Consider the following 25,571-nt stretch of genomic DNA (forward strand, 5'->3'; position numbering starts at 1 on the left):
GAAGAAAAAAAATGTCCGTTTTGCGCGGAAATGATCAAAGCTGAGGCAGTCCGATGCCGCCACTGTGGTGCTGACTTATCTACCGCCATCCCTCCACAGGAAAAGAAAGGACTCCCAATATGGGCCTGGATCATATTGACGCCGATTATTCTTTTGTTGGTGATGATGGGTATTGGGGCAATGTCTGGCCCTCCCACTGCTAAAGATACCGCACGTGCCGCTATCGACCTTTGTTGGAAGGACGTGGACGATCAACTCGCCTCTGTGCAGTCGAGGCGGATGATCCGAGACGTATGTAGAAACCTCGTTGATAAGTACGAAACGGAGTACGGTCGCGCATCGAGCCTCCGAAGGGATTGAAAGAAAGCCAACCGAAAGCCCGCCCACCAGCGGGTTTTTTTTCGCCTATTGAAAAATACATGACCGGCGGTATTGACCTTGTAGAATACCGGCGGTATTGTTCACTCCATCGAGTCACCCAACAGGGACTCTCCAGGGCCTCAGGGCCTGACCGCTCTTTAACAGTCAGCGCAACAAACAACAGACCGCATTGCCTCTACCGGCGACCGGCGAGCAGACAGGCCCGAAAGCCTGCCAACGACAGGGAAAACCTTGTGCGGCTGCTCGATGGTGAAACGCCAGAACCGTGTATGCCCAGTAGGCACGAATGACCCGGCAAGCAATGCGCCCCGCGAATCCCAGCGGCAGATGGGAGAGACACCAAACTCAAGAATTAGCGGGCCCGATAGCTTCGGCTGGGACCGCCGGACCTCATGCACCCTGCCCACCTAACCGGGCAAACGAGCTGCAGCGTGCATGTTGTAGGGACCTGTGATCCAAGGCGAACAGATGCTGATTGACGCCCTGGGGAGGAAGCTCACCGCCAACCTACGAAGACGAACGGCCAGCCCTGCAATCAACAGCGGGCAACGGGCCACACCGCTGATGCAACAAACCCAGGCCGTCGCCAGTAGCGGGCCTGGGCACCCTTACCCACCTCTATTACGTCAGCACTCCTCCCCCGCGCCCATCGGCAACCAGCGGGAGGCATGAGTGTTGACGAATACAGGTGAACCAAAATGCAACGGAGCAAGCCATGAGCAAGCAGCCAAGCAAGATCCAATACGCCTACCAGATATTCAAGCCTTCAAGCCTCGATGCCCATTTTGGTGGCGGGTTCAACTCTCGCGTTCAAGGAGTTGAGCTTGCTGATGCCATCGACGGCGCATACAAGGCCGAGCGCATGCAGGGATGGTACAAGGCCGACGAAATGATCCGCGACGGCAAGATCTACTTCATCCATCCATTCCCGCACGGCCAGTGTAAGCAGACTGGCTTCGTCTACGGCGGCACCTGGGCCTGCAACACCTGCCGCACTGACGGATTCCAGAAGCCTTGGTGGGCCATCCGCGTCATGAAGGATGGCAGTGCGTGGTGCGTGGTAGGCGAAGGGTTTGAAGACCTGCAGTCGTCGGCCAACTACGCATTCGGCGATACCCGCGAAGAAGCACTCAACGCGTACGCCGAACTGATGAATCAGCCGGTAGCCGCCTAACCCCAAACACTGGAGGTCGCCATGGCCGAAGAGCTTGTAGCTCATGTTTGCAAGATCTGCGGCAGTGCCTGGCCCAAGCGGAAGAAGGCAAAGCTGCACGTCAACTTAAAACACCGCGACCGCGTCTACGCCCAGCACGGGCCGGGACAGCATGTCGATTACCTTTGGCTGGATTTGGAACACTGGAGGTCGCCATGGCCCGCACTTACGAATATTGGACGATCAAGGACGGCGAAGACATTGCCATCAACCTGAGCGTTGTTTCCTTTTCTCAGTCGAAAGGGAATTTTAGCTGCCGGGCTGCTGATCCTGAGGAGTACTTCGGTCATTGCGAAATCGAGTGGGAATCGAAAGACGATACCAGCCACCTGACTGATTCCGATATCGCCCAGATGGAGGAATGGCTTGTGAGTGAGCATTCCGAGTATCTGGCCGATCAAGCCTATTACGACTGACCCGCCACCCTGGAGGCGACCATGAACGCAGCATTGAAGATATGCCAGGAGCGTTACGACGCTCAGTTGCCGCCTCCAGTGAGCGAGTCGGCGGTGGAGATTGCCCGCAAGGAGTGGATCGACAACGCGGTTGAAACGCTGGTTGATCGGCGCAGCGACGTGCAGTTCAAGCGCCGAATGCATTCCGCGCAGGGCGTGACGTTCAAGACCTTCGCCGCCGAGGTCGAGCAGTTCGCGATCAACAGTGATAGCAAGAGCCCATGCGCCATTGGCGAGATGGTCATTGCCGGGTTGCTTGGTGATCGCTTCCTGGCCCGCGACGGCGCCGAGGACCTGCTGGCGGTAGCTGATCCCAAAGAACAGCTCAGGATCATCGCTCAGCGCCTTGTTGAGCCGTTGGCAGAAGATGCACTGGCCGCCCAGGCCGAGGACGACGAACTATGAACACCCCTACCGCCCTCGCCCGCCTGGGCCTGGAAATCGCCAAGATGAAGAAGTCGTGCACCCCGGTACCGGACCGCACCTTCGTCATGGGCATGATCGAAATGGCCGAGTTCGCCGATCTGGTCGACTCCCCTACCGCCAACCGTTATCGCGATGCGCTGGATGCCAAGTTCGTCGAGCGCAATACGCATCTCAAGGAGGCGTCATGACCATCATTGCCGGATCATTCAAAGGTATCGCCGAGGCCCTGAGAAATCAGGGTTTCTTGTTTCTGGTAGACGTGAAATGGATCGAGCAGCCTTGCAAGTGTGCGGGCCGCTGGACTTGCAAGGTGAGCGTATGAGCAGCGAGCAACTTAAAATCATGGCATTGATGCTGGCAAGGAACGCTTACGTACTTGGCATGCAGGCTGACAACCAGGGCTGCGAAGCGCGGCAAGAGTACCCGAAATGGGATTACAGCGATTTCTGCCGAGAAGCCCAAGAGCTTGAGGCTCTGGCAAGTAGAGCGATCAACCCATGAAACCGCCACAGCGATTCATGTGGCCGGTGATGAAGTTCTGGCGGTTCACGCCGTGGGCACTGGTGCTGGCCTGCATCTGGAATATTTTTGAGCTCGCCCGAAAGCCGATGCCATTTGCACCATACGCTTTTGCCGTTATCTGTGGACACAAGGGCAAGAGGACAAACCTATGACCTCCTACCAAAGAGCCAAGCGCTACTGCTTCTGGTGCGGGCCTGCCATAGCACTCTCCATCCTCACCTTCCTGATGTTGCTCAGCGCTCTCGCTGATCGAATCACCTCCTAAACACTTACGGCGCCCCTCTCCGGTGGCGCGGAGAGCAATCGTGTCCAACGAATCGAAAACCCACTTCAAGAAGGCCTTCAACAGCCCCTACTTGAGCAGTGCCGACATCGTCGGTCACATGACCTTCACCGTGGCCCGCGTATCGCTGGAGGTGGATAAGACGAAGAAGACGAAGGACCTGTTCAACACGGCCTACTTCGTCGAGCGCGAGATCCGCCCAGGCGAAAAGCTCAAGCCGATGATCCTCAACGTAACCAACAGCAAGACCATGAAGGCGCTGACCAACTCACCGTTCATTGAGGACTGGCAGGGTATCAAGATCACCGTGTACGTGGATTCGAACGTGAAGTTCGGCCGCGAGGTGATGGAAGGCCTGCGGATCAGCCCTAAAGCGCCGACGGTTGCATGGTTGACGCCTGAGGTCGCGAGGCCCTGGGCCAACGCCAAGGCCGCGTATAAGCGCGACGGCAACCTGGACGCTGTACTCGCCCGGTATTCAATGACCGATGATCACCAGCAGCAGCTGATCAAGGAGTGCAGCGATGAATCGGCAGTGGCATGACGTTGAGCAGAACACGGATGTGTGGGTTCAACTGCGAGTAGGCAAGGCCACCGGCTCCAACGCTGGCTGCTACATGGCCAACGGTGATGGCGCATTCGGGGAACCGGCCAAGAAATACGCACTCCAGGTAGCGCTGGAGATCGCCACCGGGCGCAAGGCTGAGTTCAGCTTCTCCAATGACCACACCGAGCGCGGGCATGAGCAAGAACCCATCGCCAGCATGCACTACGAGGACGCCGAGTTCGTAACCGTTACCAACGGTGGATTCTTCGACTGCGGCGACCATGGCGACTCTCCAGACGGCCTCATAGGCACTGATGGGGTGCTTGAGATCAAGTGCGTTACCGCCGCCGTGCACTACGCCACCCTAAAGCGTGGATCGTTCGACCCTGCCTATCGCTGGCAATTGGTCAGCCACCTTGATTGCACTGGCCGCGACTGGGTCGACTTCGTCAGTTTCTGCTCCGAGTTCCCCGAGGCAAGCCAGCTCATCGTGTACCGGTCTACCCGGGACGACTTCAAGGAAGAGCTGCTGCGCCTGGCCGAACGCCGCGCCAAGTTCCTTGAGCTGGTCCAGACAACACTGAAAAGCATTCCGAGGTGATCCATGATCAGCATCCTACAGAACGAAGTAGAACGCCTTCGGAAGTCTTCGAACGAGCTGGCCGCCCAGGTCGCTGAGTTTGTGGCGGCCGGCGGTGAGATAGAGGAAATAAAACCTCCACCACCGCCGAAACCGGTCGTATACGTACCTCAAGAGCCGCCCGCGCCAAAGCCGTTCGTTCGGCGCAGGGTTGAAGCGGCTCCCCTGCCCCTGGACAGGGAAGATGTCCGGGAGCAGGCCAGGCTAAAGCTGGTCGAGCACATGCGCCAACTGAGCGCCACGCACACCCAGACAGAGGCCGCCGCCGCACTGGGCATCAGTCGCCGCAACGTCTACAAGCACGCCACCATGAACGACATCACGTTCAAGAAGCCGGAGCGAGGTGGTGCGAACAGCAACTATCGCCGAGACCAAATGGGTGAGCGCGACGCGAAGTACGCCGAGCGCATCCGTGCGTTCTTGGAACTGGGAATCACACGGCGCCAGTGCTGCGGGAAGCTCGCCATCAACAATAAGGCATTCGAGCGGATCATCGCGGCCCACGGCATCGACTATCCGAAGGCCCGGCGCGGGAGCACCTCTTGCGCCGCATAGCCCGCACCCAGCAACGCAAACGACAAACCTGGCTCGCACTGCCGGCCAGCGGAATAGAAGAGGTAGGCCATGGCCAAGACTGTGCAGGAGCGCTCGGCAAAAACTGCCAGGAAGCGCGTGGCACTTGCCGAAGAGGAATTGAGGCTCAGGGTTCGCCCAGGCACCCGCAAGGCGCTGGCCGACCTGATGGAGTGGTCAGGCATTACTGAGCAGGGAGAGGCAATGACGCTGATGATTCATCACCTGCACGCGATGGGCGCCGCAAAGTGCCAACCTCTGTTGAATCCGCCGCGCCACAAAATAGAGATATCGCAAAACGTGGCGCGGGAATTCCGCAATAAAAGCCTGCTCGCCATCCAGAAAGACCCGGGCGACGAGATCATCGAGCCCGCCTGATGCGGCTCCATGCCGGTCACCCGTAATACCCCAACCCAAACCAAATTGCCACCACCGGACTCCGGAGGGCGGCGCTTATCCGGAGTAACCCAATGACCAAGCAAGCACAGCAAACAGTACTCGCCGCAGAACTCCCTGAGCGCGGCCAACCTCTGGCCGGCGGTGTGTTCGTAACCCGCTACTGGCTCAACGGCGTAGAGCGCGCCCTGATCCTACTGCCTGACGAACTCAGCGGCCCATGGGGTGAGTACGGTGTCGAGATAAAAGGCGCCGGCAGTTACAGCGACGGGGAAGCCAACACCAGCGCGATGGCCGAGGCTGGCAGCGTGATCGCCGTGAAGGCCCTGGAGTTGGATGGCTTCATCCCGTCTTGCCTTGAAGGCCAGCTGCTGATGGCGGCCAAGGCTGATGGCCTGGTGGAGCTCCGCGATGACCGCTACCACTGGCTGAGTACGCAGCGCTCCGCCTACCACGCCTACTACATGGTCTTTGAAGGTGGCTGGCTCAACTACTACGCCAAGGACTACGAGCGGCTCGCGCGCCCTGTCCGCAGCCTCATCATTCAGTAATTCATTTCTTCATTCGTTTTTCGCAGGTGATTCCCGGGAGCGCCAGGACGGCGCTCAGACCAGAAGCTCGTCGGGAAGCGCCGGCTACCTGCACCCTTATCTCGCTCACAGGAGCATCCCATGCACTCAAATGAACTGACTACCTACACCCGCGGTGATCTGACAATCAGCAGCCCGGACGAAGGTGTGGTGCTGAAACTCGCAACCCTGGCCATCGCCGCCGGGCCAGCCATTACGGCCAGCGGCATTCCTGCCGTCGGCGAATACTGGCCCGGCGAAGGCGGCGTGAACGGCGGACTGTTCCCTGGCGGCGACAAGCCCTACTACTTGATTGTGCCGACTGGCAGCGACGCTGAGGCGACCCATGAGTGGGGCGGCTACGGGCAGGAGCTCGACGGCGCCAAATCCCCATGGGATGGGCAGGCAAACACCGCATACCTGGCAAGTAGCAACCGGGAGCATGACCACCCTGCCGCCCAGTTTTGCGCCGCATTCGAGCGCGACGGGCATAAGGACTTCTACCTGATGGCGCGTCGTGAGGCGTCCTTCCTCGAAATCACCGTGCCAGATGTGTTCACGCAGTCTTATCACTGGACCAGCTCGCAGCGCTCCGCCTACTACGCCTACTTCATGGTCTTTGGAGTTGGCTGGCTCTACTACGGCGTCAAGAACGACGAGCGGCTCGCGCGCCCTGTCCGCAGAAAGTTTATTTGATCATTCAATTCTTCATTCATGGGTGCGATAGCACCCTCGCTTTTCAGGGAGGCCAGGGATGGCGCTGCATACGGATTTGGAAATCCACAAGGTGGCCGAGGAGTTGCTCGGCCTTTCGCTTGACCTGGTGCGCAATATCCCGCGCGACCTGAAACAGGTTGTCGGGGCAAAGATCCGGGACGAGTGCTTGCAGGTCCTGGTGCTGATCGGTCGGGCCAACATGACCCGGGACAAACTGCCTCAGATCAACCTGCTGCTGGAAAGCATCTGGATGCTCAATTACCTGCTGCGCGCCCTCACCAATCGAGGGTTGATCAGCAAAGGGCAGCACGCCAAGGCAATGATGATGACGGCCTCAGTTGGCCGCCAGGCAAACGCCTGGAAGAAGTCCGCAACCGCGCCCGCTGCTTGAGGGTCAAGGCCCTCTTGCCTGTGCGCAAAATCTGGTCGAGCCGCTGACCCCTGGGTCACCGCCATGCGCACAACAGATACCGCCGGTCTAAAGCGTCCGCGTAGGTCTCGCGCAGTTTCCGAACTGATCGGCAATGCCTTCGGTTCGGCGATGTAGATAGCTCGACAGGTCGCAGCGCTCCGCCAACAACGCCTACAACATGGACTTTGAAGATGGCTGGCTCAACAACAACGACAAGAACAACGAGCGGCTCGCGCGCCCTGTCCGCAGATTTAAGTGTTGCTCCCTTCCAGTTCGAGGATCTCGTCCAGGCTTACTACGACTGCCGGCGCAACAAGCGGAACTCCGCGAGTGCCCGACAATTCGAGAAGGACATGGAGATCAACTTGCTGGAACTGTACGACGACCTGATTGCCGGCACTTACCGGCCAGGCCGATCCATTTGTTTCGTGGTCACCCGACCGAAAGCCCGCGAAGTTTGGGCAGCAGCCTTTCGGGACCGCGTCGTCCACCACCTGATGTACAACCATGTGGCACCTCGCTTCTACGCCAGCTTCATAGCGGACAGTTGCGCCTGCATCCCCGGGCGCGGGACGCTGTACGCTGCGACCCGGCTTGAGTCGAAGGTGCGGAGCGCCAGCGAGAATTGGTCAAAGCCACTTTTCTACCTGAAGTGCGACCTGGCCAACTTCTTCGTCGCCATCGACAAGGCGGTGCTGCGCACGCAACTGGAAGCCAGGATCACCGAACCCTGGTGGCTGGCCCTGGCCACGCAGATCCTCATGCACGACCCACGTGAGGATTACGAGACGCGCAGCCCGGCCCACCTGTTCAATCGGGTGCCGCAGCACAAGCGCCTGGTAGCCCAGCCCGCCCACCTCGGCCTACCGATCGGCAACCTGTCGTCGCAGTTCTTCGCCAACGTCTACCTCGACGCCCTAGACCAGTTCGCCAAGCACCAGCTGAGGGCCAAGCACTACATCCGGTACGTGGATGACTTTGTGTTCCTGCATGAGTCGCCGCAGCAGCTCAACCAGTGGCTGGCCGAGGTCGAAGCTTTCCTGCCCAAGCTCGGCGCCAAGCTGAACCCCACCAATACGATCCTGCAGCCCGTGGATCGCGGCGTCGACTTCGTGGGCCACGTCATCAAGCCGTGGAGGCGCACAACTCGTAAGCGATCACTGGCCCAGGCACTGAAGCGCACTGCCGCGGCGCCCGCCGAGGATCTGCGCGAGCCAGCCAACAGCTACTTCGGCCTGCTCAGTCAGGCCAGCCACAGCCATACGGACCGGGCAGCACTCGCCCGCGTCGTGCTGAAGCGCGGCAATAGCGTCAACGCCGCGCTGACCAAGACCTTCCAAAAAAAGTAACTCCCCCACTCCACCGCCCGGGCATGGCCCGTCAAGGACTCCCCGTGAAACGAATTTACCTCAGCGGGCCCATGAGCGGCTTGCCCGGGCTGAACTTCCCCACCTTCCACAGCATGACCGCCAGCCTCCGCGCCAGCGGCCACACAGTCACCAACCCCCGCCGAGATCAACCCAGAAGGCGGCACCTGGACCGACTGTATGCGCCGCGACATTGCCGCCCTGATGGACTGCGACACCGTGGCCACCCTGCCCGGCTGGGAGAATTCAAAGGGCGCAAAACTGGAAGTCCTGATCGCCGAGAAGCTCGGCATGACCGTTGTGGATGCCCATGATCTGGTAACGAGGGAGGCTGTATGAGCGGCCAAGGTCACAGCAACAATAGGATGGCACGGGCAAAGCTGGGGCTTGTGTCTCACGACAACACTGGCGGTTATTTCATTGTCGAGTGCCAGGGGTGCGGGGTTGTTTATCCCAGCTTTCAGTGCGGTGGCGGTGACGCGATAGCCGATACCGGCGACTACAACGACGCCATATGCCCTCACTGTGGACAGGAATCGCCGGAGGAATGCAGCAATGTCGGCCTGGTCTGGAACACACAGCAGCTCAAAATCAACGAGCTGCAACAACGCCTGAACGCAGCGGATGAGTGTTGGGACAAGTTGGTCAGTGCGGTACGGTCAATCAACCGCAGCCCGCACTACATGGTCAAAGCGATCGACGACGACCAGCCGCAGTACAGGCAGCGCAAGGAATGGATTGATTGGGTGCTTGGGCTTTGCGATGCAGCGCCTAGCACCAAAGAGCGATCCAACAAGGACTACGCCATCGAGCACGCCGAATACATGGCCAAGTCAGCCGATGATGTGCTGGCGAAGTTCCAGGCATACGGCCTGGCCCTTCTGGCCGTCGATGAAGGCGGCGACGACGGTGAAGGTGAGCTGTTCGAGAATATCGACTCCGCCCGTGGCAACCTGCAGGAGTCACTGGTGGATCTGCGCAGCATGGTTTACGAATTTCGAAAGCGTGCCGCCAAATCCCGATAGGAGTACATCCGTACTCCTGCGCAATACATGTAACCCCTCCCCCTTCAAAGTCAGCCGCTATAGCGGCAAGGACGAAGTCATGCCTGAAGAAATCAACAAAGCCTGGCCGGACCACTTCCGCTATATCGACACCATTGGCCCGGAAGGCCTGGAGGTGCACTGCATCACCTATCAGGTGATCGGCGAAACCGCGCAGTGCTTCTACATCGGCGATAACCATACCTGCGACTTGGTCAAAGGCCCGCAATACAGCTGGACCGCTGAGGCGGTTAAGAAGCGCAGAAAGCGCGTGCTGAAAGACGGTGGCAACTGGGGCCGTCGATTCGCCTACACCGACAAGGCACTGGCACTGCGCTCTTACAAGGCACGCAAGGCCTGGCAGCTGCGACACGCTCGTCTGTCAATGGAGCGGGCCCAGGCGGCAATCGGGTACTTCGGCGATGGCCGGGCAGAAAGTGTGATACCGGGTGCGGCAGTGACAATCCCGAACGAATACATCCAGGGCTTAAATTGGGAGGACTACTGATGATTGCCACCCTCTGGTTCGCCTACGTCTTCATCTACAAGGGGCCAAGGCCATGAAACAGCATCGCGTTTTGATCGGCGACTGCATTGAGTCGATGCGGACGCTGCCAGACCAATCAGTGAGCACCTGTGTCACGTCTCCGCCCTACTACGGCCTGCGCGATTACGGCATGGCCGGTCAGATCGGCCTTGAGGAAACTCCTGCGGAATTCGTGGCGCGCCTGGTGGACGTATTTCGGGAGGTCCGACGGGTGTTGCGCGATGATGGCACGGCATGGGTGAACATGGGCGATAGCTATGCCAATGGGGGCAGGACTACTCGCGGCGCAGATGAAAAGCTGGACGCTCGCACAATGAGCGTTCGCCCTCGAGATCCGGCCGGCATCAAGCCGAAAGACCTCATGGGCATCCCCTGGCGCCTCGCCTTCGCCCTTCAAGATGATGGCTGGTACCTGCGCCAAGACATCATTTGGCACAAGCCGAATCCGATGCCTGAATCCACCAGGGACCGGTGCACAAAGGCGCACGAGTACCTGTTTCTCTTGAGCAAGTCACCACGCTATTACTATGACCAGGATGCGATCAAGGAGCCTGTAGCGCTGAGTTCGATCACACGAATGGCTCAGGATCTCGAGCAACAGCGAGGCAGTGATCGAGTGCCCGGAAAGTCGAACGGCCCAATGAAAGCGGTGCGCAGCAAGCGGGATAGTTTCAAGCGCGATGATTCAAAGCGAGAGCAAGCTATCCCTGGGCAATCACTGGGAACACACCGGCCAGATCGAGAGGAAAGCGCCTGGCCCTTGGACACTCGAAACAAGCGCAGTGTGTGGACGGTGCCGACGCAAGGTTTCAAGGGTGCGCACTTCGCCACTTTCCCGCCTGACCTGATCAGACCTTGCATTCTGGCCGGCGCACCACTGGGCGGCGTCGTGCTTGACCCGTTCGGCGGTGCCGGTACGACGGCGGTGGTCGCCATGCAAGAAGGCCGAAAATCGATCCTGTGCGAACTGAACCCGGAATATGCCGCAATGGCTGAACGCCGGATCGCGGCCGCCTGGCTCGACGGCGCGGCGCAGATGGATGTCTTCCGCGACACAGTGCAACACCCAGCAGCCTAACCCCAATCCCCCACATGCCTGCCGGTGAGCGGAGTCAGGGCAACTGACTGTCGATCCATCGTTCAGCTGCCGCCATTGCCTCATCAAGCGCTGCCGGATAGTCAGGCCAGGGGCCTTCCAACTCTGCTGCAACCTCACCCAAGCCATTGATGGGTGCTGGCTCAATGATCTTCGCGGCAACAGGGCTCTGGTCGTTCGGGCGACGCCAATCGAACTTGAGAAAAATCACGTGGCCCCGGTAAGCGTGCGCTATCGGAGCATCGAAGTTGTGTGACACGTCCATGCCTCATCACGAACTTAGTTGAACCCTTTTGTACACCGCTTCGGTCCTTTTTGAAAGATAGGCAGAAAGCTATCACTCCAACCCCCTATATGCCGCCCCGCGCGGCTAGGACACACCCCATGTTCGCTATGAAACTCACCCTGATACTCCTGGGCGCTTTTCTGTACCTGGCAGGAACCATCGGCTGGTTCGGCTGGCTCGGGCTCGATCTGCTGGACACCGGCACCACCGAGGCACTGCTCTACGCCTTCGCCGGCACATGCGCCTGGCTGCTGATCTCCTTTGGCCTGGCAATCCACATCATCAAGACAGCGCGGCCCACGGTGGGCGGGAGGTAGGTATGGGCGCGCAACAACTGATACCTCGATTCATCCGAGCAAAGGAAGCGCCTGGGTACCTGGGCATGTGCCGGGCAATTTTCGACGAGACCGTCAGGCCCTTCGTCAGCGAGTTCCCCATTGGCGGACGCGGCGTTGGCTTTGATCGACAGGAGCTTGACGACTGGGCCACGGCGTACGTCGAGGCAAAGGCGATTGATAAAAAAGGCGCAACGGAGCAACAATCGCCCCGCAGCGAGCGCCAGAAAGGAGATAAATCATGGCGCGAAAATCGATCACAGGCCTCTCCCAAAGGAAAGGTATCTGGCATATCGACAAGAAAATCAACGGAGAACGACTTTACGAAAGCACTGGAACTGGTGACCGGGAGGAAGCGGAGCGCTACCTGATCTTCAGGTTGGAGCAGATCCGGCAGCAGAAGGTGTACGGTGTGAAGAAGGTCAGGACCTGGCGGGAGGCGGCGACTCGCTTCCTGCTGGAGTTCAAGGATCAGCCTTCAATCAAGCTTTCGGCCCACCACCTTTCTCAGCTCGACCCATTCATTGGCGAAATGCCGCTGACCCACATTGATGACCAGGCCCTGGTGCCATTCATCAAAGACAGGTTGGCGACGAAAAAGCTTGAAGGTGGGAAGGTAAAGAAAGGTGTCAGCAACAGAACGGTGAATATCTCGATCGAGCGAGTGGTTCGTGTTTTGTCGTTGTGTGCCAGGAAGTGGCGAGACGATGAGCGCAGGCCGTGGCTGGATAGCGTGCCGATGCTCACAAAGCTGGAAGAGAATAAGTCGAGCCGCAAGCCGTACCCGATGTCATGGCCGGAGCAGTCGATTCTTTTCGGAGAGTTGCCGGCTCACCTGCAAACGATGGCGCTGTTCAAGGTGAACACCGGCACACGGGAGCAGGAGGTCTGCAAGCTGAGGTGGGATTGGGAGATTGCGGTACCGGAACTGGGCACCAGCGTATTTCTGATACCCGCCGACTTTGGCGGTCGGCATGAGCGCTCAGGCGTGAAGAACGGTGACGAGCGGCTGGTGGTGCTGAACAGTGTGGCCAGGTCGATCATCGAGAAGCAGCGCGGCATCAGCAAGGAATGGGTTTTCCCATACAACGGCACCGCGATGCACCGCATGAACGACTCGGCCTGGAAAAAGGCGCGGGTGAGAGCGGCGAAACTCTGGCAGGAGGAAAACCTTCGCCCCGCTCACCCTGGGTATGCATCCATCAGGATCCATGACCTTAAACACACCTTTGGCCGTCGGCTACGCGCAGCAGGCGTAACTGAGGAAGACCGCAAGGCCCTTTTGGGGCACAAGAACGGCAGCATCACCAGTCACTACTCGGGCGCTGAGCTCGGGCATCTGATTGAAGCTGCGAACATGGTATCAGCAACCGATTCTCGCGGACCGGTGCTGACAATCTTGAAGAGGAAGCAGGCGTGAAAAAACGACGAGTCACGCAAATGTCACGCACATGAAAAAGGCCAATGCTGTGAACATTGGCCTAAGTCATTGAATAATATGGTCGGGACGGAGTGATTCGAACACTCGACCCCTAGCACCCCATGCTAGTGCGCTACCGGACTGCGCTACGCCCCGACTAGGCGTGTTACTGGGTTCGCTTCTTAACGAAGCGAACAGGAATATACCGCAAGCTTTTGAAATGTGGAAGTATTTTTAAAGCTTGAATCATTTTTTCAGCACCACCAGTACATCTTCCAATTCGGAGATCATCTGGCGGATCAGTTGCTTGTATTGGGTGGTGTCGTCTTTGGCTTCATCACCGGACATACGCTGGCGTGCGCCGCTGATGGTGAACCCCTGGTCGTACAGCAACGCGCGGATCTGTCGGATCATCAGCACGTCCTGGCGCTGATAATACCGACGGTTCCCGGTGCGTTTGACGGGGTTGAGTTGAGGAAACTCCTGCTCCCAATAGCGCAGCACGTGCGGTTTTACCGCACACAGCTCGCTGACTTCACCAATGGTGAAGTAGCGTTTGCCTGGGATGACGGGTAGCTCGTCGTTATGACTTGGTTCCAGCATAAGCCTCAACTCGGGCCTTCAACTTCTGCCCTGGACGAAAGGTGACCACACGGCGAGCCGTGATCGGGATTTCTTCTCCCGTTTTTGGATTGCGGCCAGGCCGCTGGCGTTTGTCTCGCAGGTCAAAATTGCCGAAACCGGACAATTTGACCTGTTCGTTGTCTTCCAGAGCGTGTCTGATCTCTTCAAAAAACAGCTCAACCAATTCCTTGGCCTCGCGCTTGTTCAGACCCAACTCTTCGTACAGACGTTCCGCCATCTCAGCTTTCGTCAAAGCCCCCATACGTCACTTCCTTAACGTGGCGTTCAACCTTTGTTCGAGCGAGGTGAGGATATTTTGCGTCGTGGTATTCACCTCATCGTCATTAAGAGTGCGCGATGGATGCTGCCAGGTCAAGCCAACTGCAAGGCTTTTTCTATGCGGATCAATGCCTTTACCCTGATAGACGTCAAATAGCCTGAGGTCTGTCAGCCATTCCCCTGCATTTTCACGGATTACATCCAGAACTGCAGTGGCAGCGACTTCACGGTCGGCAATCAGGGCCAGGTCGCGACGCACTTCAGGGAAGCGCGACAACTCGCTGAATTTAGGCATCTTGCCCGACGCAACTTCAGCCAAGACTAGCTCAAACACAAAGACTGGACGGTCCAGCCCCAAGGTTTTCGACAGTTCTGGGTGAATGGCGCCCACGAAGCCTACCAAGCGACCTTCACGCTCGATACGTGCAGTCTGGCCTGGATGCAAGGCTGGGTGGCTACCCGGCACGAACGTAAAGGCGTCCAACGCACCGGCAAAGCCGAGCACCGCTTCCACGTCTGCCTTGACGTCGAAGAAGTCCACGACCTCACGGCCTTGCGCCCAGCCTTCTGGCAGACGGCTGCCGCAAACGACGCCCGCCAGCATCGGCTCTTGCTTCAAGCCATCAAGCTGGCCGACGAAACGCAAGCCGCTTTCGAACAGACGCACGCGGTCTTGCTGGCGGTTCAGGTTGTGGGAAAGCGCCTTCACCAGGCCCGGCCACAGCGACGAACGCATGGCAGCCATATCGTTGGAGATCGGGTTGGCCAGCAGCAACGGCTCAACGCCAGGGTTGAACAGTTCGAACTGCTTTGGATCGATGAAGCTATAGGTCACAGCTTCCTGATAACCACGGGCCACCAGCAAGCGACGCAGTTCAGGCAGGTGCGCACGCGCTTCGGCCTTGGGTTGCGGTGCCAGGCGTGCTTGCGGATAGCGAACCGGCAGGCGGTTGTAACCGTACAGGCGCGCCAGCTCTTCGATCAGGTCGACTTCCAGGCTGATGTCGAAGCGATGGCTAGGTACTGCAACCTGCCACTGCCCTTCCCCACCCGCAGAAATACCCAGTCCGAGCGCGGACAGCAGTTGCTCGATTTCAGCCGGTTCGATGACCAGGCCGAGCATTTGCTCAACGCTTTTGGCACGCAAGGTGATCGGCGCAATCGACGGCAGGAACTGTTCGTTGACGGTTTCGGTAATCGGGCCGGCTTCACCACCGGTAATTTCCAGCAGCAGGCCGGTAGCACGCTCCATGGCTTCACGGGCGAGCTTCCAGTCCACACCACGCTCGTAGCGGTGCGACGCATCGGTGTGCAGGCCGTAGGAACGAGCCTTGCCAGCGATCGCGATCTGGTCGAAGAACGCGCTTTCAAGGAATACATCACGAGTGGTAGCGGATACACCGCTGTGCTCGCCACCCATCACGCCGGCAATCGCCAGGGCGCGAGCGTGGTCGGCGATGACCAGAGTGTCGGCACGCAGGCTGACTTCCTGGCCATCGAGTAGCACCAGCTTCTCGCCTTCTTCGGCCATACGCACGCGGATGCCGCCATTGATTTCGGCAAGATCAAACGCATGCAACGGCTGGCCGAGTTCCAGCATCACGTAGTTGGTGATGTCGACGGCGGCGTCGATGCTGCGTACATCGGCACGACGCAGGCGCTCGACCATCCACAGCGGGGTTGGCTTGGACAGGTCGACGTTACGGATCACACGCCCCAGGTAACGCGGGCAAGCGTTGGGCGCCAATACTTCAATCGAGCGTACTTCGTCGTGTACCGCAGGTACGGCAGCGACCGCTGGACGGGTGACAGGCGCGTTGTACAGCGCACCCACTTCACGGGCCAGGCCAGCCAGGGACAGGCAGTCGCCGCGGTTGGGGGTCAGGTCGACCTCGATGCTGGCGTCTTCCAGTTCCAGGTAAGCACGAATGTCCTGACCCACTGGCGCGTCGGCCGGCAGCTCCATCAGGCCATCATTGCCCTCACCTACTTGCAGCTCGGCCTGGGAGCACAGCATGCCGTTGGATTCAACGCCACGCAGCTTGGCCTTCTTGATCTTGAAGTCGCCCGGCAACTGGGCGCCGATCATGGCGAACGGGATCTTCAGGCCCGGGCGCACGTTAGGCGCTCCGCACACGACCTGAAAGGTTTCCGAGCCGTTGCTGACCTGGCACACACGCAATTTGTCGGCATCCGGGTGCTGCTCGGTGCTCAACACCTCGCCCACCACCACACCACTGAAAACACCGGCGGCCGGCGTAACGCTATCGACCTCAAGACCGGCCATCGACAGACGAGCAACCAACTCGTCGCGATCTACCTGCGGGCTTACCCAGCCACGCAGCCATTGTTCACTGAATTTCATCCTGCTCTCCTAAAGATTCGTTACGACTAGCGAAATTGCGCGAGGAACCGCAAGTCGTTGTCGAAGAACAGACGCAAGTCGTTCACGCCGTAACGCAGCATGGCCAGACGCTCAACGCCCATGCCGAAGGCAAAGCCCGAGAACTCTTCCGGGTCGATCCCGGACATGCGCAGCACGTTGGGGTGAACCATGCCGCAGCCCATCACTTCCAGCCAGCCGGTCTGCTTGCACACACGGCAGCCTTTACCGCTGCACATCACGCATTCCATGTCGACTTCAGCCGATGGCTCGGTGAACGGGAAGAACGAAGGACGGAAACGTACCGCCAACTCTTTTTCGAAGAACACCCGCAGGAATTCTTCGATGGTGCCTTTGAGGTCGGCGAAATTGATATCGCGATCAACCAGCAGGCCTTCGACCTGGTGGAACATCGGCGAATGGGTGATATCCGAGTCGCTACGGTACACACGGCCTGGGCAGACAATGCGGATCGGCGGCTTGTTCGCTTCCATGGTGCGGACCTGTACCGGCGAGGTATGGGTGCGCAGCAGCATGTTGGCGTTGAAATAGAAGGTGTCGTGCATCGACCGGGCCGGGTGATGGCCTGGGATGTTGAGCGCCTCGAAGTTGTGGTAGTCGTCTTCGACCTCAGGGCCTTCGGCAATGCCGTAGCCGATGTGGGTAAAGAACTGTTCGATACGTTCCAGAGTCCGGGTGATCGGATGCAGACCGCCCGAGGCCTGGCCACGACCAGGCAAGGTCACGTCAATGGACTCGGCGGCGAGCTTGGCCGCAAGATCGGCCTCCTCGAGCGACGCCTTGCGCGCATTGAGAACCTCTGTGACACGCTCCTTGGCGACGTTGATCAGCGCACCGACTTGCGGACGCTCTTCAGCAGGCAGATTTCCCAGGGTCTTCATCACCTGAGTCAATTCACCTTTCTTGCCAAGGTAGTGAACCCGGATTTGCTCCAGGGCATTTACATCTTCAGCGCTTTGCACAGCCTCAAGGGCTTGGGCGACGAGCGCGTCCAGGTTTTCCATGTACAGACTCCAGATACAAAATAGGGGAAGAGCTTGAAGGCTCTTCCCCTATTTATGACGTTTACCACCTTGGGCCACAGGAGTAGCCCAGGGTGACTGTCGGGGGTACTTAAGCCAAGGAGGCTTTAGCTTTCTCGACAATCGCAGCAAACACCGCTTTTTCGTTCACGGCCAGTTCAGCCAGAACCTTACGGTCGATTTCGATGGACGCTTTTTTCAGGCCAGCGATGAAACGGCTGTAGGACAGACCGTTAACACGTGCACCAGCATTGATACGAGCGATCCACAGAGCGCGGAACTGACGTTTTTTCTGACGACGGTCGCGGTAGGCGTATTGGCCTGCCTTGATTACCGCTTGCTTGGCAACACGGAATACGCGTGAACGCGCGCCGTAGTAGCCTTTAGCAAGTTTCAGAATTTTTTTGTGACGCTTACGGGCCATGACGCCACGCTTTACACGAGCCATGAGTTACTTCCTCTATTCTTGAACCAAAATTAACGAAGGCGCAGCATGCGCTCGACTTTTGCCACGTCAGACGGATGCAGCAAGCTGCTACCGCGCAGTTGACGCTTACGCTTGGTCGACATTTTGGTCAGGATGTGGCTCTTGAAAGCGTGCTTGTGCTTGATGCCGTTAGCAGTTTTCAGAAACCGCTTAGCAGCACCACTTTTAGTTTTCATCTTTGGCATGTTCGGTACTCCGCATTCAGTTGATAAACATAATCAGAAGGCCTGCCGTGCCCTGTTGATTACTTCTTCTTTTTCGGGGCGATGACCATAATAAGCTGGCGTCCTTCCATCTTAGGATGCTGTTCGACCGAACCGTACTCGAGCAGGTCAGCTTCAACCCGCTTGAGGAGTTCCATCCCCAGCTCCTGGTGGGCCATCTCACGGCCGCGGAATCGCAAGGATACCTTGGCCCTGTCCCCATCACTCAGGAAACGTACCAGGTTGCGCAGTTTTACCTGGTAATCCCCTTCCTCCGTCCCTGGACGAAACTTGATTTCTTTTACTTGAATCTGCTTCTGGTTCTTCTTCGCTGCGGCAACCTGCTTCTTCTTTTCGAAGATCGATTTGCCGTAGTCCATCACCCGACAAACAGGTGGGATTGCATCGGCGGAGATTTCCACCAGGTCCAGCTTGGACTCTTCTGCAATACGAAGCGCTTCATCAATCGAGACGATGCCAATCTGCTCGCCATCAGCGCCAATTAACCGAACCTCGCGTGCCGAGATATTCTCGTTGATCGGGGCTTTCGGTGCAGCTCGTTTATCTTGTCTCATTTCACGCTTAATAATAATTACTCCGAATCTGGGCGACCACGCCGGGAAACCGCTTGCGCGAGGAACTCAGCGAACTGGGCGACGGGCATCGAGCCCAGGTCAGCACCTTCACGAGTACGCACAGCGACAGTCTGCATCTCGACTTCCCGATCTCCGATAACCAAGAGATAGGGAACCTTGAGCAAGGTATGCTCGCGGATTTTAAAGCCGATCTTTTCATTTCTCAAGTCGGACTTGGCACGAAACCCGCTTTCGTTGAGAGTTTTTTCAACTTCAGCGGCAAAATCTGCCTGTTTATCAGTGATATTCATGATCACTGCCTGAGTCGGAGCCAGCCACGCAGGGAACGCGCCCTCGTAGTGCTCGATCAGGATACCGACGAACCGCTCGAACGAACCGAGGATCGCCCGGTGCAGCATAACCGGGTGTTTACGGCTGTTGTCTTCGGAGACGTATTCGGCTCCCAGACGGATCGGCAGGTTAAAATCGAGCTGCAGGGTACCACACTGCCAGACACGGCCAAGGCAATCTTTGAGCGAGAACTCGATCTTCGGACCGTAGAAGGCGCCCTCACCCGGCTGCAGATCGTACGCAAGGCCCGCACTGTCGAGCGCAGCGGCCAGTGCCGCTTCAGCGCGATCCCACAGCTCGTCGGAACCGACGCGCTTTTCCGGACGAGTGGACAGCTTCATCTCGACTTCGGTAAAGCCGAAATCGCGATAAACGTCCATGGTCAGCTTGATGAACGCCGCGGACTCGGCCTGCATCTGCTCTTCGGTGCAGAAGATGTGGGCGTCGTCCTGGGTGAAGCCACGCACGCGCATGATGCCGTGCAGCGCACCCGATGGCTCGTTACGGTGGCAGGCACCGAATTCGGCCAGGCGCATCGGCAACTCGCGGTAGCTCTTCAGGCCCTGATTGAAGACCTGCACGTGGCACGGGCAGTTCATCGGCTTGATGGCGTAGTCGCGGTTTTCCGACTGGGTGGTGAACATGTTGTCGGCGTAGTTGGCCCAGTGCCCGGATTTCTCCCACAGGCTGCGATCGACCACCTGTGGAGTCTTGATCTCCAGGTAACCGTTTTCGCGCTGCACCTTGCGCATGTACTGCTCAAGCACCTGGTACAGGGTCCAGCCATTCGGGTGCCAGAACACCATGCCCGGCGCTTCTTCCTGAAGGTGGAATAGGTTCAGGCGCTTGCCGATCTTGCGGTGGTCGCGCTTTTCGGCTTCTTCGATGCGCTGGATGTAGGCGGCCAGCTGTTTCTTGTCAGCCCAGGCAGTGCCGTAGATCCGTTGCAGTTGCTCGTTCTTTGCATCGCCGCGCCAGTAGGCACCGGACAGCTTGGTCAGCTTGAACGACTTGAGAAAGCGCGTGTTCGGCACGTGCGGGCCACGGCACATGTCGACGTATTCTTCGTGGTAGTACAGGCCCATGGCCTGCTCGTCCGGCATGTCTTCCACCAGGCGCAGCTTGTAGTCTTCGCCACGCGCGGTAAACACGTCGATCACTTCGGCACGGGGGGTGACTTTCTTGATGACGTCGTAATCTTTTTCGATCAGCGCGTGCATGCGCTGCTCGATGGCCGCCAGGTCGTCCGGAGTAAAAGGACGCTCATAGGCGATGTCGTAATAGAAGCCTTCTTCAATGACCGGCCCGATCACCATCTTGGCGGTTGGATACAGTTGCTTGACCGCATGGCCAATCAAGTGCGCGCAAGAGTGGCGAATGATCTCCAGCCCCTCTTGGTCCTTGGGCGTGATGATTTGCAGGCTGGCGTCGCTGGTGATCAGGTCGCTGGCGTCAACCAGCTTGCCGTCGACCTTGCCGGCCACGGTGGCCTTGGCCAGGCCAGCACCAATGGATGCGGCGACCTCGGCTACGGAAACCGGATGATCGAATGAACGTTGACTGCCGTCGGGAAGAGTAATAGTTGGCATGGCGCCTCCTCTCCTAGTGGTGACCCCTACCAAAGGTCACGTGGGTTGGGATGAGCCAGTACAAGATCCAACACCAGGCCGTTCAATGAAGAACGCCTGCCTTACAGCGGCAGGAGCCTTTCGGCCAACCGATAATCGAACCAGAGTGACTGGAGTGAACAAAAAGGACCTGGCAAGGCGGCAAATGGCGCGCCCGGAAATAGCCAGGCAAGGATGCTAGCACAGATGAACGGTCATCGCGTCGGCCAAGAGTTGGGTAAAGAGCAATTCATGGCTTTATAGCTGCGAAAGTGAACTTGAGCTGTACGCAGGGCCTCAAAGCCACTGAGAATCGCCGTTCGTCCTCGACCCAAAGGAGCATCCCATGATGCGTTTTACCTCTACCCTCGCTGTCGCCGCTACCCTGAGCCTCCTTTCCCTCGGCGCGCAGGCTGCAGCGCCTTCCAACTGGCCAGCCGGCGCCCGTGACGCCTTCGTCAACGACTGCAGTGCCGCCGCCAGCCAGAACGTGGACGTCAAGACCGCCAAGGCCCACTGCGAATGCGGCGCTGACAAGATCAATGCCGAATTGAGCACTGCCGAGATCAAGGAATTGATGACCAACCAGAACGCCAGCCCGGAGCTTAAAAACAAAGCGGTCGCGGCTATTTCGTCCTGCAAAGTGGTGAAGAAAAAGTAAGATTGGCTGACGATTCGACGGCCATTTCGCTGGAAAAACAGCCTGAAAACTGCCATTTCACACAAATTATGCAGGTTTTACGGCTTTTTTTAACAGCTGATATTTCGTCGCAAAGCCCCGTAAATCGGGGCTTTCAGCCGAATGATGAATCAAACGCAAAGCGATTGATTAGCAAACAGTGCCTTGGGGGGGCTCCCAAGCCGAACATTTCGACTATGATAGCCCAGTGTGCCCAGTTGGCCTGAGCAGCACAGCACTACTGAAAATATATGTTTCTTGGAGATACACCATGTCTAATCGCCAAACCGGCACCGTTAAATGGTTCAACGATGAAAAAGGCTTCGGCTTCATCACTCCTACAGGTGGCGGTGACGACTTGTTCGTACACTTCAAAGCTATCGAAAGCGACGGTTTCAAAAGCCTGAAAGAAGGCCAAACCGTTTCCTTCGTGGCTGAGAAAGGCCAAAAGGGTATGCAAGCTGCACAGGTTCGCGGCGAGTAATTCTCCGCTGAGCTAAAAAAACCCCGTCCATGTGACGGGGTTTTTTATGGGTAATGCAAAAGCCGTATCAGCCGCAGTTAACCCGGTTGATCACCAGATTGTTGTCGGTGTTCAGGTTCAAGCGGTCGGAGCGATATTCCAGCGTGATCATGTCATTGGGCTTGAGAATGCGTGCATTCTGCGCGCCGGCACGTGTGCGAGCTTGCTCCAGCAACTGGGGCGAGGCCTTCTGGCCGATGGCGAACTCTGCAGCCTTCGACTCACAGCGGCTATGACCGGCATCGGTCGCAGTGGCAGCTTTGCCTGGCTCAGAGGCACCCGGGGTGCTGCAACCTGCCAACGCGAGCGCAGCCAACAAAGTACCGAATGATGCGAGCTTCCAAGGCATGAAGCCTCCTATGATAAAAAGTGGAGAGAGATCGTGCGACATCAGTCAAAGCGATTGGTTTCAAGACGTTAACCGCTTGTGGGCAAGTCTGCCTGACTCACTGCTGGCAAGCGCCCTGTCAATCGTGACTAGATATGAACGCACTTAGTAGATGTCGATATAGTCTGACGTCGCTGTAGGCCAATTCTGCTTCAGCGCGTTAAAAATCTGCATGACCCACACTTCATCACTGGCCGCCACGAGGCCGACATAACCGGAACCCTTGGCCCAGGTCTCCAGGCGAAACAGCAGGCCACCGATATCAGCCCCACCGACTACGCCGGAAGAAATGTAGGCAACGCCTGCCTTGCTCACCCGCAGCTGGGTATGTTCGTCGTCACTGGCGCTGCCAAGCAGTTGGCGCACGGCCTCCAGCGTCAGGTTGTCGGGGTTGCTCAAATCGATTTGCACGCGGTGTTTCCGGGCCATTTAACAGGCCGACAGTGTCGCACAGCCGCTGCTTCATGCCTAAGTAGCAGTGCCAAATGCCGTACAAAATGCTTAACTGCGCCCATCTGGAACGGCGTTCCAGTGCACTACCCCGCATTTTCAGCCCGTGAGATTTCCATGACCACCGTAACGCTTCAAGCCGACATCAAAGCCAAGTGGCCCCAAGGGCAAAGTTCCTACAGCCCCGGAAGCCCGGAAGAACTGGCGATCATTGGTATCGATCTGTTGGTCAAGGAACTGGGCACCCAGGCGGCGCAAGCGTTCATCGGCCAGATATTCGAGAAATACCCGGCCGACTACAGGGGCGCCCAAGAGCGCGATTAGAACCGGGCGACGAGTGCCGCCCCGCTAACTTACTTCAGACGCGCCAGGCGCTCGGTCAACAGATCGAAGAAGCCCTGGGCGTCGCCATTCTCAACCCAGAACACATTCTTTGGCTGCTTGAGCCCATCGTACCAATCGACGATGGTCTGGCCGAAGGTCGGGCCTTCGCGGCTGTCGACTACCATATTGGCCTCACGACCGCTGAACAGCGAAGGCTTGAGCAGGTACGCCACCACGGTAGCGTCATGGACCGGGCCACCCGGAATGCCGTAGTGCTCCATATCGCCTTTGACGTACTCATTCAGAATACTGCTGACGACCTTGCTCGCGTTGTTGTTCAGGTCCGCAATCTTCTTCAGGCGGGCGTCGCTGGTGAGGACTTTATGGGTCACGTCCAACGGCAGGTAGGTCAACTTCACACCGCTTTTGAGCACGATCTCCGCCGCCACCGGATCGGCGAACAGGTTGAACTCAGCCACTGGGGTGATATTGCCGCCATTGAAGTGGGCGCCGCCCATCACGACCACTTCCTTGATGCCCTGGGTGATTTCGGGCGCTTGAGTCAGTGCCAGTGCCAGGTTGGTCTGCGGGCCGAGCATGGCGATGGTGATGCTGTGCGGCTTGGCGCTGCTCAGGGTGTTGATCAGATAGTCGACCGCATTGCCTTCGGCCAGACCTTTTTTCGGTTCATGCACCGTGACGCCCGAGATGCCTTCCTTGCCATGAATATTCTCGGCGTAGATCGGTTTGCGCAGCAGCGGCGCTGGCGCACCGGCGTACACCGGGATGTCCTCGCGCCCTGCCCACTCGCGCGCCAGGCGTGCGTTGCGGGAGGTCTTGTCCAGGCGCACATTGCCGGCGACGGTGGTCAGCGCACGAATGCTCAACTCCTGCGGCGAGGCCATGGCGAACAGCAAGGCCACCACGTCATCGGCACCCGGGTCGGTATCGATGATCAGGTCGATTTTTTCCGCCGCTTGGGCGCTTGCAGCAGTGAGCGCGGACAAAAGCAGAACACTCCGGAACAGGTTTTTCAGGGTAGGTAGACCACGTTGCATAAAGCACTCCTTGTCATTGGGGGGACGCTAGAACGTTACGCCGGACACCAGCGCGATATTGCAGTACGGCTGGCATTCGCCAGTGCGCACCACGGCGCGGGCATTGCGGCTCAATTGCTTGAATTGGTCATGGCTGAGCAGGCGGCGCTCACCCAGTGCAGCCTGCTCTGTGAGCGCATTTAGCGCGGTCAGCGCGGGCGGTTGCTTCAGCAGGATCTCTTCTGCCAGCACATGGCTTTCCACCTGCATTTCGCTAAGCACGATGCGCAAGGTGCTGATGAAGTCAGGGATGCCCTGAGTCAGTGCCAGGTCGATCAGTTCGACGCCGGGAGGCACCGGCAGGCCGGCATCGCCGATGACCAGGATGTCGCCGTGACCCAGGGACGCGATCACGCGCGACAGGGCGATATTCAGCAAAGGTGTCTTTTTCATGCGGGCACAAAACCTTGTACGTCGTGCAGCGTAGGAATGGAAGGCTGAGCGCCGGCGCGGGTCACTGACAATGCCGCCGCCACCTGGCCAAAACGGATCGCCCGGGCTTCGCTCTGGCCCGCGGCCAGCGCGGCGGCAAAGCCACCGACAAAGGTATCGCCAGCAGCGGTGGTATCCACCGCCTTGACCTTCGGCGCCACCAGGTGCTCAAAGCTCTGGCCGTCGGCAAACAGCGCGCCCTGGGCGCCCAGGGTGATGATGACCTTACCGGCGCCCGCCTGGATCAGCGCGGTCGCGGCGACCTTGGCGCTGTCGAGGGAGTCGACCGTCACGCCACTCAGAGCGCTGGCCTCGCTTTCATTGGGGATCAGATAATCGATCGAGGCATACCAATCAGCGGGCAACGGCCCGCTTGCCGGGGCCGGGTTGAGAATGACCGTCTTGCCCAGTTCGCGCCCCCGCTGGAGCGCATACCCAACAGTCTCCATCGGCACCTCAAGCTGGCAGATGATCACGTCTGCCGCCTGCAGCACAGCGTCGCACGTTCGCAGCGACGCAGGCGTCAGCTCACCGTTGCTGCCGGCCACAATGACAATGGCGTTCTGGCTGCTGTCATCGACCACGATCAATGCCACACCGCTGGAGCCGTCCACCGTGCTGACGGCCTGGCAATCGATCCCTTCCACCAACAGCGCATCGCGCAATTGGCTGCCATAGGCGTCGGTACCGATGCATCCCACCATGGCGACACTCGCCCCCAGGCGTGCCGAGGCGACGGCCTGGTTGGCGCCCTTGCCGCCGGGCACAGTGGAGAACGTCTGGCCGATCAGGGTTTCACCGGCACGCGGCAAGCGACTGGCGCGAGTGACCAGGTCCATGTTCAAGCTGCCTATTACCACTACTTTTGCTGGCATACATCAGTACTCATCAATTCGGT

Annotated in this window: 38 protein-coding genes and 1 tRNA gene; 24 read left to right on the forward strand and 15 right to left on the reverse strand. The window is 58.5% G+C overall.

Features of this window, described 5'->3' with window-relative positions; translation table 11 throughout:
* The first annotated feature begins 1,096 nt into the window (after positions 1-1,096).
* From AB9N64_RS07670 to AB9N64_RS07755, 18 genes are all read left to right on the forward strand, one after another.
* Positions 1,097-1,555, forward strand: coding sequence for a hypothetical protein (locus tag AB9N64_RS07670; protein ID WP_106111224.1), 459 nt, complete (start codon positions 1,097-1,099; stop codon positions 1,553-1,555).
* 194 nt (positions 1,556-1,749) lie between these two features.
* Positions 1,750-2,010 (forward strand): hypothetical protein, encoded by a 261-nt coding sequence (locus tag AB9N64_RS07675; RefSeq protein WP_371360134.1) that lies wholly within the window; start codon positions 1,750-1,752, stop codon positions 2,008-2,010.
* Between the two features lie 21 nt (positions 2,011-2,031).
* Positions 2,032-2,454, forward strand: coding sequence for a hypothetical protein (locus tag AB9N64_RS07680; RefSeq protein ID WP_371360135.1), 423 nt, complete (start codon positions 2,032-2,034; stop codon positions 2,452-2,454).
* Positions 2,451-2,663 (forward strand): hypothetical protein, encoded by a 213-nt coding sequence (locus tag AB9N64_RS07685; RefSeq protein WP_371360136.1) that lies wholly within the window; start codon positions 2,451-2,453, stop codon positions 2,661-2,663. The genes AB9N64_RS07680 and AB9N64_RS07685 overlap by 4 nt, the downstream gene beginning before the upstream one ends.
* Positions 2,660-2,797, forward strand: coding sequence for a hypothetical protein (locus AB9N64_RS07690; protein WP_340052093.1), 138 nt, complete (start codon positions 2,660-2,662; stop codon positions 2,795-2,797). The genes AB9N64_RS07685 and AB9N64_RS07690 overlap by 4 nt, the downstream gene beginning before the upstream one ends.
* On the forward strand, positions 2,794-2,976 hold the full coding sequence (locus AB9N64_RS07695) for a hypothetical protein (protein WP_371360137.1): 183 nt from the start codon (positions 2,794-2,796) through the stop codon (positions 2,974-2,976). The genes AB9N64_RS07690 and AB9N64_RS07695 overlap by 4 nt, the downstream gene beginning before the upstream one ends.
* A gap of 326 nt (positions 2,977-3,302) precedes the next feature.
* Positions 3,303-3,824 (forward strand): hypothetical protein, encoded by a 522-nt coding sequence (locus tag AB9N64_RS07700; protein ID WP_371360138.1) that lies wholly within the window; start codon positions 3,303-3,305, stop codon positions 3,822-3,824.
* Positions 3,805-4,428, forward strand: a complete 624-nt coding sequence (locus tag AB9N64_RS07705; protein WP_371360139.1) for a YqaJ viral recombinase family protein — start codon at positions 3,805-3,807, stop codon at positions 4,426-4,428. Before AB9N64_RS07700 ends, AB9N64_RS07705 begins: the two co-directional genes overlap by 20 nt.
* A gap of 3 nt (positions 4,429-4,431) precedes the next feature.
* Complete coding sequence (locus AB9N64_RS07710; protein WP_371360140.1) at positions 4,432-5,022, forward strand: hypothetical protein; 591 nt, start codon at positions 4,432-4,434, stop codon at positions 5,020-5,022.
* A gap of 69 nt (positions 5,023-5,091) precedes the next feature.
* Positions 5,092-5,418: a hypothetical protein gene (locus tag AB9N64_RS07715; RefSeq protein ID WP_371360141.1), complete on the forward strand. Its 327-nt coding sequence runs from the start codon at positions 5,092-5,094 to the stop codon at positions 5,416-5,418.
* A gap of 92 nt (positions 5,419-5,510) precedes the next feature.
* The gene (locus AB9N64_RS07720) at positions 5,511-5,987 is read left to right on the forward strand and encodes a hypothetical protein (RefSeq protein ID WP_371360142.1); all 477 of its coding nucleotides are present in this window, start codon (positions 5,511-5,513) and stop codon (positions 5,985-5,987) included.
* Positions 5,988-6,107: 120 nt separating this feature from the next.
* Entirely contained in the window at positions 6,108-6,701 is a 594-nt protein-coding gene (locus AB9N64_RS07725) for a DUF1566 domain-containing protein (protein ID WP_371360143.1), read from the forward strand.
* A 58-nt stretch (positions 6,702-6,759) separates the two neighbouring features.
* Positions 6,760-7,113: a four helix bundle protein gene (locus AB9N64_RS07730; RefSeq protein WP_014717870.1), complete on the forward strand. Its 354-nt coding sequence runs from the start codon at positions 6,760-6,762 to the stop codon at positions 7,111-7,113.
* 212 nt (positions 7,114-7,325) lie between these two features.
* Entirely contained in the window at positions 7,326-8,483 is a 1,158-nt protein-coding gene (locus tag AB9N64_RS07735) for an RNA-directed DNA polymerase (RefSeq protein WP_371360144.1), read from the forward strand.
* 198 nt (positions 8,484-8,681) lie between these two features.
* Positions 8,682-8,840, forward strand: coding sequence for a DUF4406 domain-containing protein (locus tag AB9N64_RS07740; RefSeq protein WP_272949752.1), 159 nt, complete (start codon positions 8,682-8,684; stop codon positions 8,838-8,840).
* Entirely contained in the window at positions 8,837-9,526 is a 690-nt protein-coding gene (locus tag AB9N64_RS07745; RefSeq protein WP_371360145.1) for a hypothetical protein, read from the forward strand. The genes AB9N64_RS07740 and AB9N64_RS07745 overlap by 4 nt, the downstream gene beginning before the upstream one ends.
* Positions 9,527-9,605: 79 nt before the next feature.
* Positions 9,606-10,052, forward strand: coding sequence for a hypothetical protein (locus AB9N64_RS07750; protein WP_371360146.1), 447 nt, complete (start codon positions 9,606-9,608; stop codon positions 10,050-10,052).
* 52 nt (positions 10,053-10,104) lie between these two features.
* Positions 10,105-11,169 carry a site-specific DNA-methyltransferase gene (locus AB9N64_RS07755; RefSeq protein WP_371360147.1) on the forward strand — a complete coding sequence of 355 codons (1,065 nt, stop codon included), beginning with the start codon at positions 10,105-10,107 and terminating at the stop codon, positions 11,167-11,169.
* A gap of 34 nt (positions 11,170-11,203) precedes the next feature.
* Here AB9N64_RS07755 and AB9N64_RS07760 read toward each other — a convergent pair whose 3' ends face one another.
* On the reverse strand, positions 11,204-11,452 hold the full coding sequence (locus tag AB9N64_RS07760; RefSeq protein ID WP_236202614.1) for a hypothetical protein: 249 nt from the start codon (positions 11,450-11,452) through the stop codon (positions 11,204-11,206).
* Positions 11,453-11,571: 119 nt separating this feature from the next.
* Between AB9N64_RS07760 and AB9N64_RS07765 the strand changes: the two genes are divergently transcribed.
* From AB9N64_RS07765 to AB9N64_RS07775, 3 genes are read left to right on the forward strand one after another with little or no spacing between them, the layout of a single operon-like run.
* Positions 11,572-11,790, forward strand: coding sequence for a hypothetical protein (locus tag AB9N64_RS07765; RefSeq protein WP_371360148.1), 219 nt, complete (start codon positions 11,572-11,574; stop codon positions 11,788-11,790).
* Positions 11,791-11,792: 2 nt separating this feature from the next.
* Positions 11,793-12,179 (forward strand): hypothetical protein, encoded by a 387-nt coding sequence (locus AB9N64_RS07770; protein WP_371360149.1) that lies wholly within the window; start codon positions 11,793-11,795, stop codon positions 12,177-12,179.
* Positions 12,065-13,228 carry a tyrosine-type recombinase/integrase gene (locus AB9N64_RS07775; RefSeq protein WP_371360386.1) on the forward strand — a complete coding sequence of 388 codons (1,164 nt, stop codon included), beginning with the start codon at positions 12,065-12,067 and terminating at the stop codon, positions 13,226-13,228. Before AB9N64_RS07770 ends, AB9N64_RS07775 begins: the two co-directional genes overlap by 115 nt.
* A 79-nt stretch (positions 13,229-13,307) precedes the next feature.
* Here AB9N64_RS07775 and AB9N64_RS07780 read toward each other — a convergent pair.
* The 9 genes from AB9N64_RS07780 to thrS form a co-directional block, all read right to left on the reverse strand.
* Positions 13,308-13,384, reverse strand: a tRNA-Pro gene (locus AB9N64_RS07780).
* 90 nt (positions 13,385-13,474) lie between these two features.
* Positions 13,475-13,831 carry a MerR family transcriptional regulator gene (locus AB9N64_RS07785; protein ID WP_003174972.1) on the reverse strand — a complete coding sequence of 119 codons (357 nt, stop codon included), beginning with the start codon at positions 13,829-13,831 and terminating at the stop codon, positions 13,475-13,477.
* Positions 13,812-14,114 carry an integration host factor subunit alpha gene (gene ihfA, locus AB9N64_RS07790; RefSeq protein ID WP_002553164.1) on the reverse strand — a complete coding sequence of 101 codons (303 nt, stop codon included), beginning with the start codon at positions 14,112-14,114 and terminating at the stop codon, positions 13,812-13,814. The genes AB9N64_RS07785 and ihfA overlap by 20 nt, the downstream gene beginning before the upstream one ends.
* A 3-nt stretch (positions 14,115-14,117) precedes the next feature.
* Positions 14,118-16,496 carry a phenylalanine--tRNA ligase subunit beta gene (gene pheT / locus AB9N64_RS07795; RefSeq protein ID WP_058410053.1) on the reverse strand — a complete coding sequence of 793 codons (2,379 nt, stop codon included), beginning with the start codon at positions 16,494-16,496 and terminating at the stop codon, positions 14,118-14,120.
* Between the two features lie 26 nt (positions 16,497-16,522).
* Positions 16,523-17,539, reverse strand: a complete 1,017-nt coding sequence (gene pheS, locus AB9N64_RS07800; protein ID WP_003192486.1) for a phenylalanine--tRNA ligase subunit alpha — start codon at positions 17,537-17,539, stop codon at positions 16,523-16,525.
* Between the two features lie 109 nt (positions 17,540-17,648).
* Positions 17,649-18,005, reverse strand: a complete 357-nt coding sequence (gene rplT / locus AB9N64_RS07805) for a 50S ribosomal protein L20 (RefSeq protein WP_003192488.1) — start codon at positions 18,003-18,005, stop codon at positions 17,649-17,651.
* Positions 18,006-18,034: 29 nt separating this feature from the next.
* Positions 18,035-18,229: a 50S ribosomal protein L35 gene (gene rpmI / locus AB9N64_RS07810; protein WP_002553160.1), complete on the reverse strand. Its 195-nt coding sequence runs from the start codon at positions 18,227-18,229 to the stop codon at positions 18,035-18,037.
* 59 nt (positions 18,230-18,288) lie between these two features.
* Positions 18,289-18,840 carry a translation initiation factor IF-3 gene (gene infC, locus AB9N64_RS07815; RefSeq protein WP_015884933.1) on the reverse strand — a complete coding sequence of 184 codons (552 nt, stop codon included), beginning with the start codon at positions 18,838-18,840 and terminating at the stop codon, positions 18,289-18,291.
* The gene (gene thrS / locus AB9N64_RS07820; RefSeq protein WP_003192490.1) at positions 18,840-20,762 is read right to left on the reverse strand and encodes a threonine--tRNA ligase; all 1,923 of its coding nucleotides are present in this window, start codon (positions 20,760-20,762) and stop codon (positions 18,840-18,842) included. Before thrS ends, infC begins: the two co-directional genes overlap by 1 nt.
* Positions 20,763-21,126: 364 nt before the next feature.
* Here thrS and AB9N64_RS07825 point away from each other — a divergent pair, with 364 nt between their 5' ends.
* Entirely contained in the window at positions 21,127-21,441 is a 315-nt protein-coding gene (locus AB9N64_RS07825) for a hypothetical protein (protein WP_019820908.1), read from the forward strand.
* Between the two features lie 289 nt (positions 21,442-21,730).
* Positions 21,731-21,943 (forward strand): cold-shock protein, encoded by a 213-nt coding sequence (locus tag AB9N64_RS07830; RefSeq protein ID WP_003192493.1) that lies wholly within the window; start codon positions 21,731-21,733, stop codon positions 21,941-21,943.
* A 67-nt stretch (positions 21,944-22,010) separates the two neighbouring features.
* On the opposite strand, the gene AB9N64_RS07835 is transcribed toward AB9N64_RS07830, so the two are convergent.
* Positions 22,011-22,331 (reverse strand): I78 family peptidase inhibitor, encoded by a 321-nt coding sequence (locus AB9N64_RS07835; protein ID WP_003192494.1) that lies wholly within the window; start codon positions 22,329-22,331, stop codon positions 22,011-22,013.
* Between the two features lie 144 nt (positions 22,332-22,475).
* A complete protein-coding gene (locus tag AB9N64_RS07840) occupies positions 22,476-22,781 on the reverse strand; it encodes a hypothetical protein (protein ID WP_014719123.1) in 306 nt (101 codons plus the stop codon).
* A 156-nt stretch (positions 22,782-22,937) separates the two neighbouring features.
* Here AB9N64_RS07840 and AB9N64_RS07845 point away from each other — a divergent pair, with 156 nt between their 5' ends.
* Positions 22,938-23,144: a hypothetical protein gene (locus AB9N64_RS07845; protein ID WP_014719124.1), complete on the forward strand. Its 207-nt coding sequence runs from the start codon at positions 22,938-22,940 to the stop codon at positions 23,142-23,144.
* A 29-nt stretch (positions 23,145-23,173) separates the two neighbouring features.
* On the opposite strand, the gene AB9N64_RS07850 is transcribed toward AB9N64_RS07845, so the two are convergent.
* Genes AB9N64_RS07850 through rbsK form a run of 3 tightly spaced genes read right to left on the reverse strand, consistent with a single transcriptional unit; the run spans position 23,174 to position 25,548 of the window.
* Complete coding sequence (locus AB9N64_RS07850; RefSeq protein ID WP_019820906.1) at positions 23,174-24,202, reverse strand: nucleoside hydrolase; 1,029 nt, start codon at positions 24,200-24,202, stop codon at positions 23,174-23,176.
* A 27-nt stretch (positions 24,203-24,229) separates the two neighbouring features.
* The gene (rbsD, locus tag AB9N64_RS07855) at positions 24,230-24,634 is read right to left on the reverse strand and encodes a D-ribose pyranase (protein WP_019820905.1); all 405 of its coding nucleotides are present in this window, start codon (positions 24,632-24,634) and stop codon (positions 24,230-24,232) included.
* Entirely contained in the window at positions 24,631-25,548 is a 918-nt protein-coding gene (gene rbsK, locus AB9N64_RS07860; protein ID WP_019820904.1) for a ribokinase, read from the reverse strand. Before rbsK ends, rbsD begins: the two co-directional genes overlap by 4 nt.
* Positions 25,549-25,571 lie beyond the last annotated feature (23 nt).

It is taken from the genome of Pseudomonas sp. KT_2_4 (assembly GCF_041410225.1).
GTDB lineage: Bacteria > Pseudomonadota > Gammaproteobacteria > Pseudomonadales > Pseudomonadaceae > Aquipseudomonas > Aquipseudomonas paracarnis.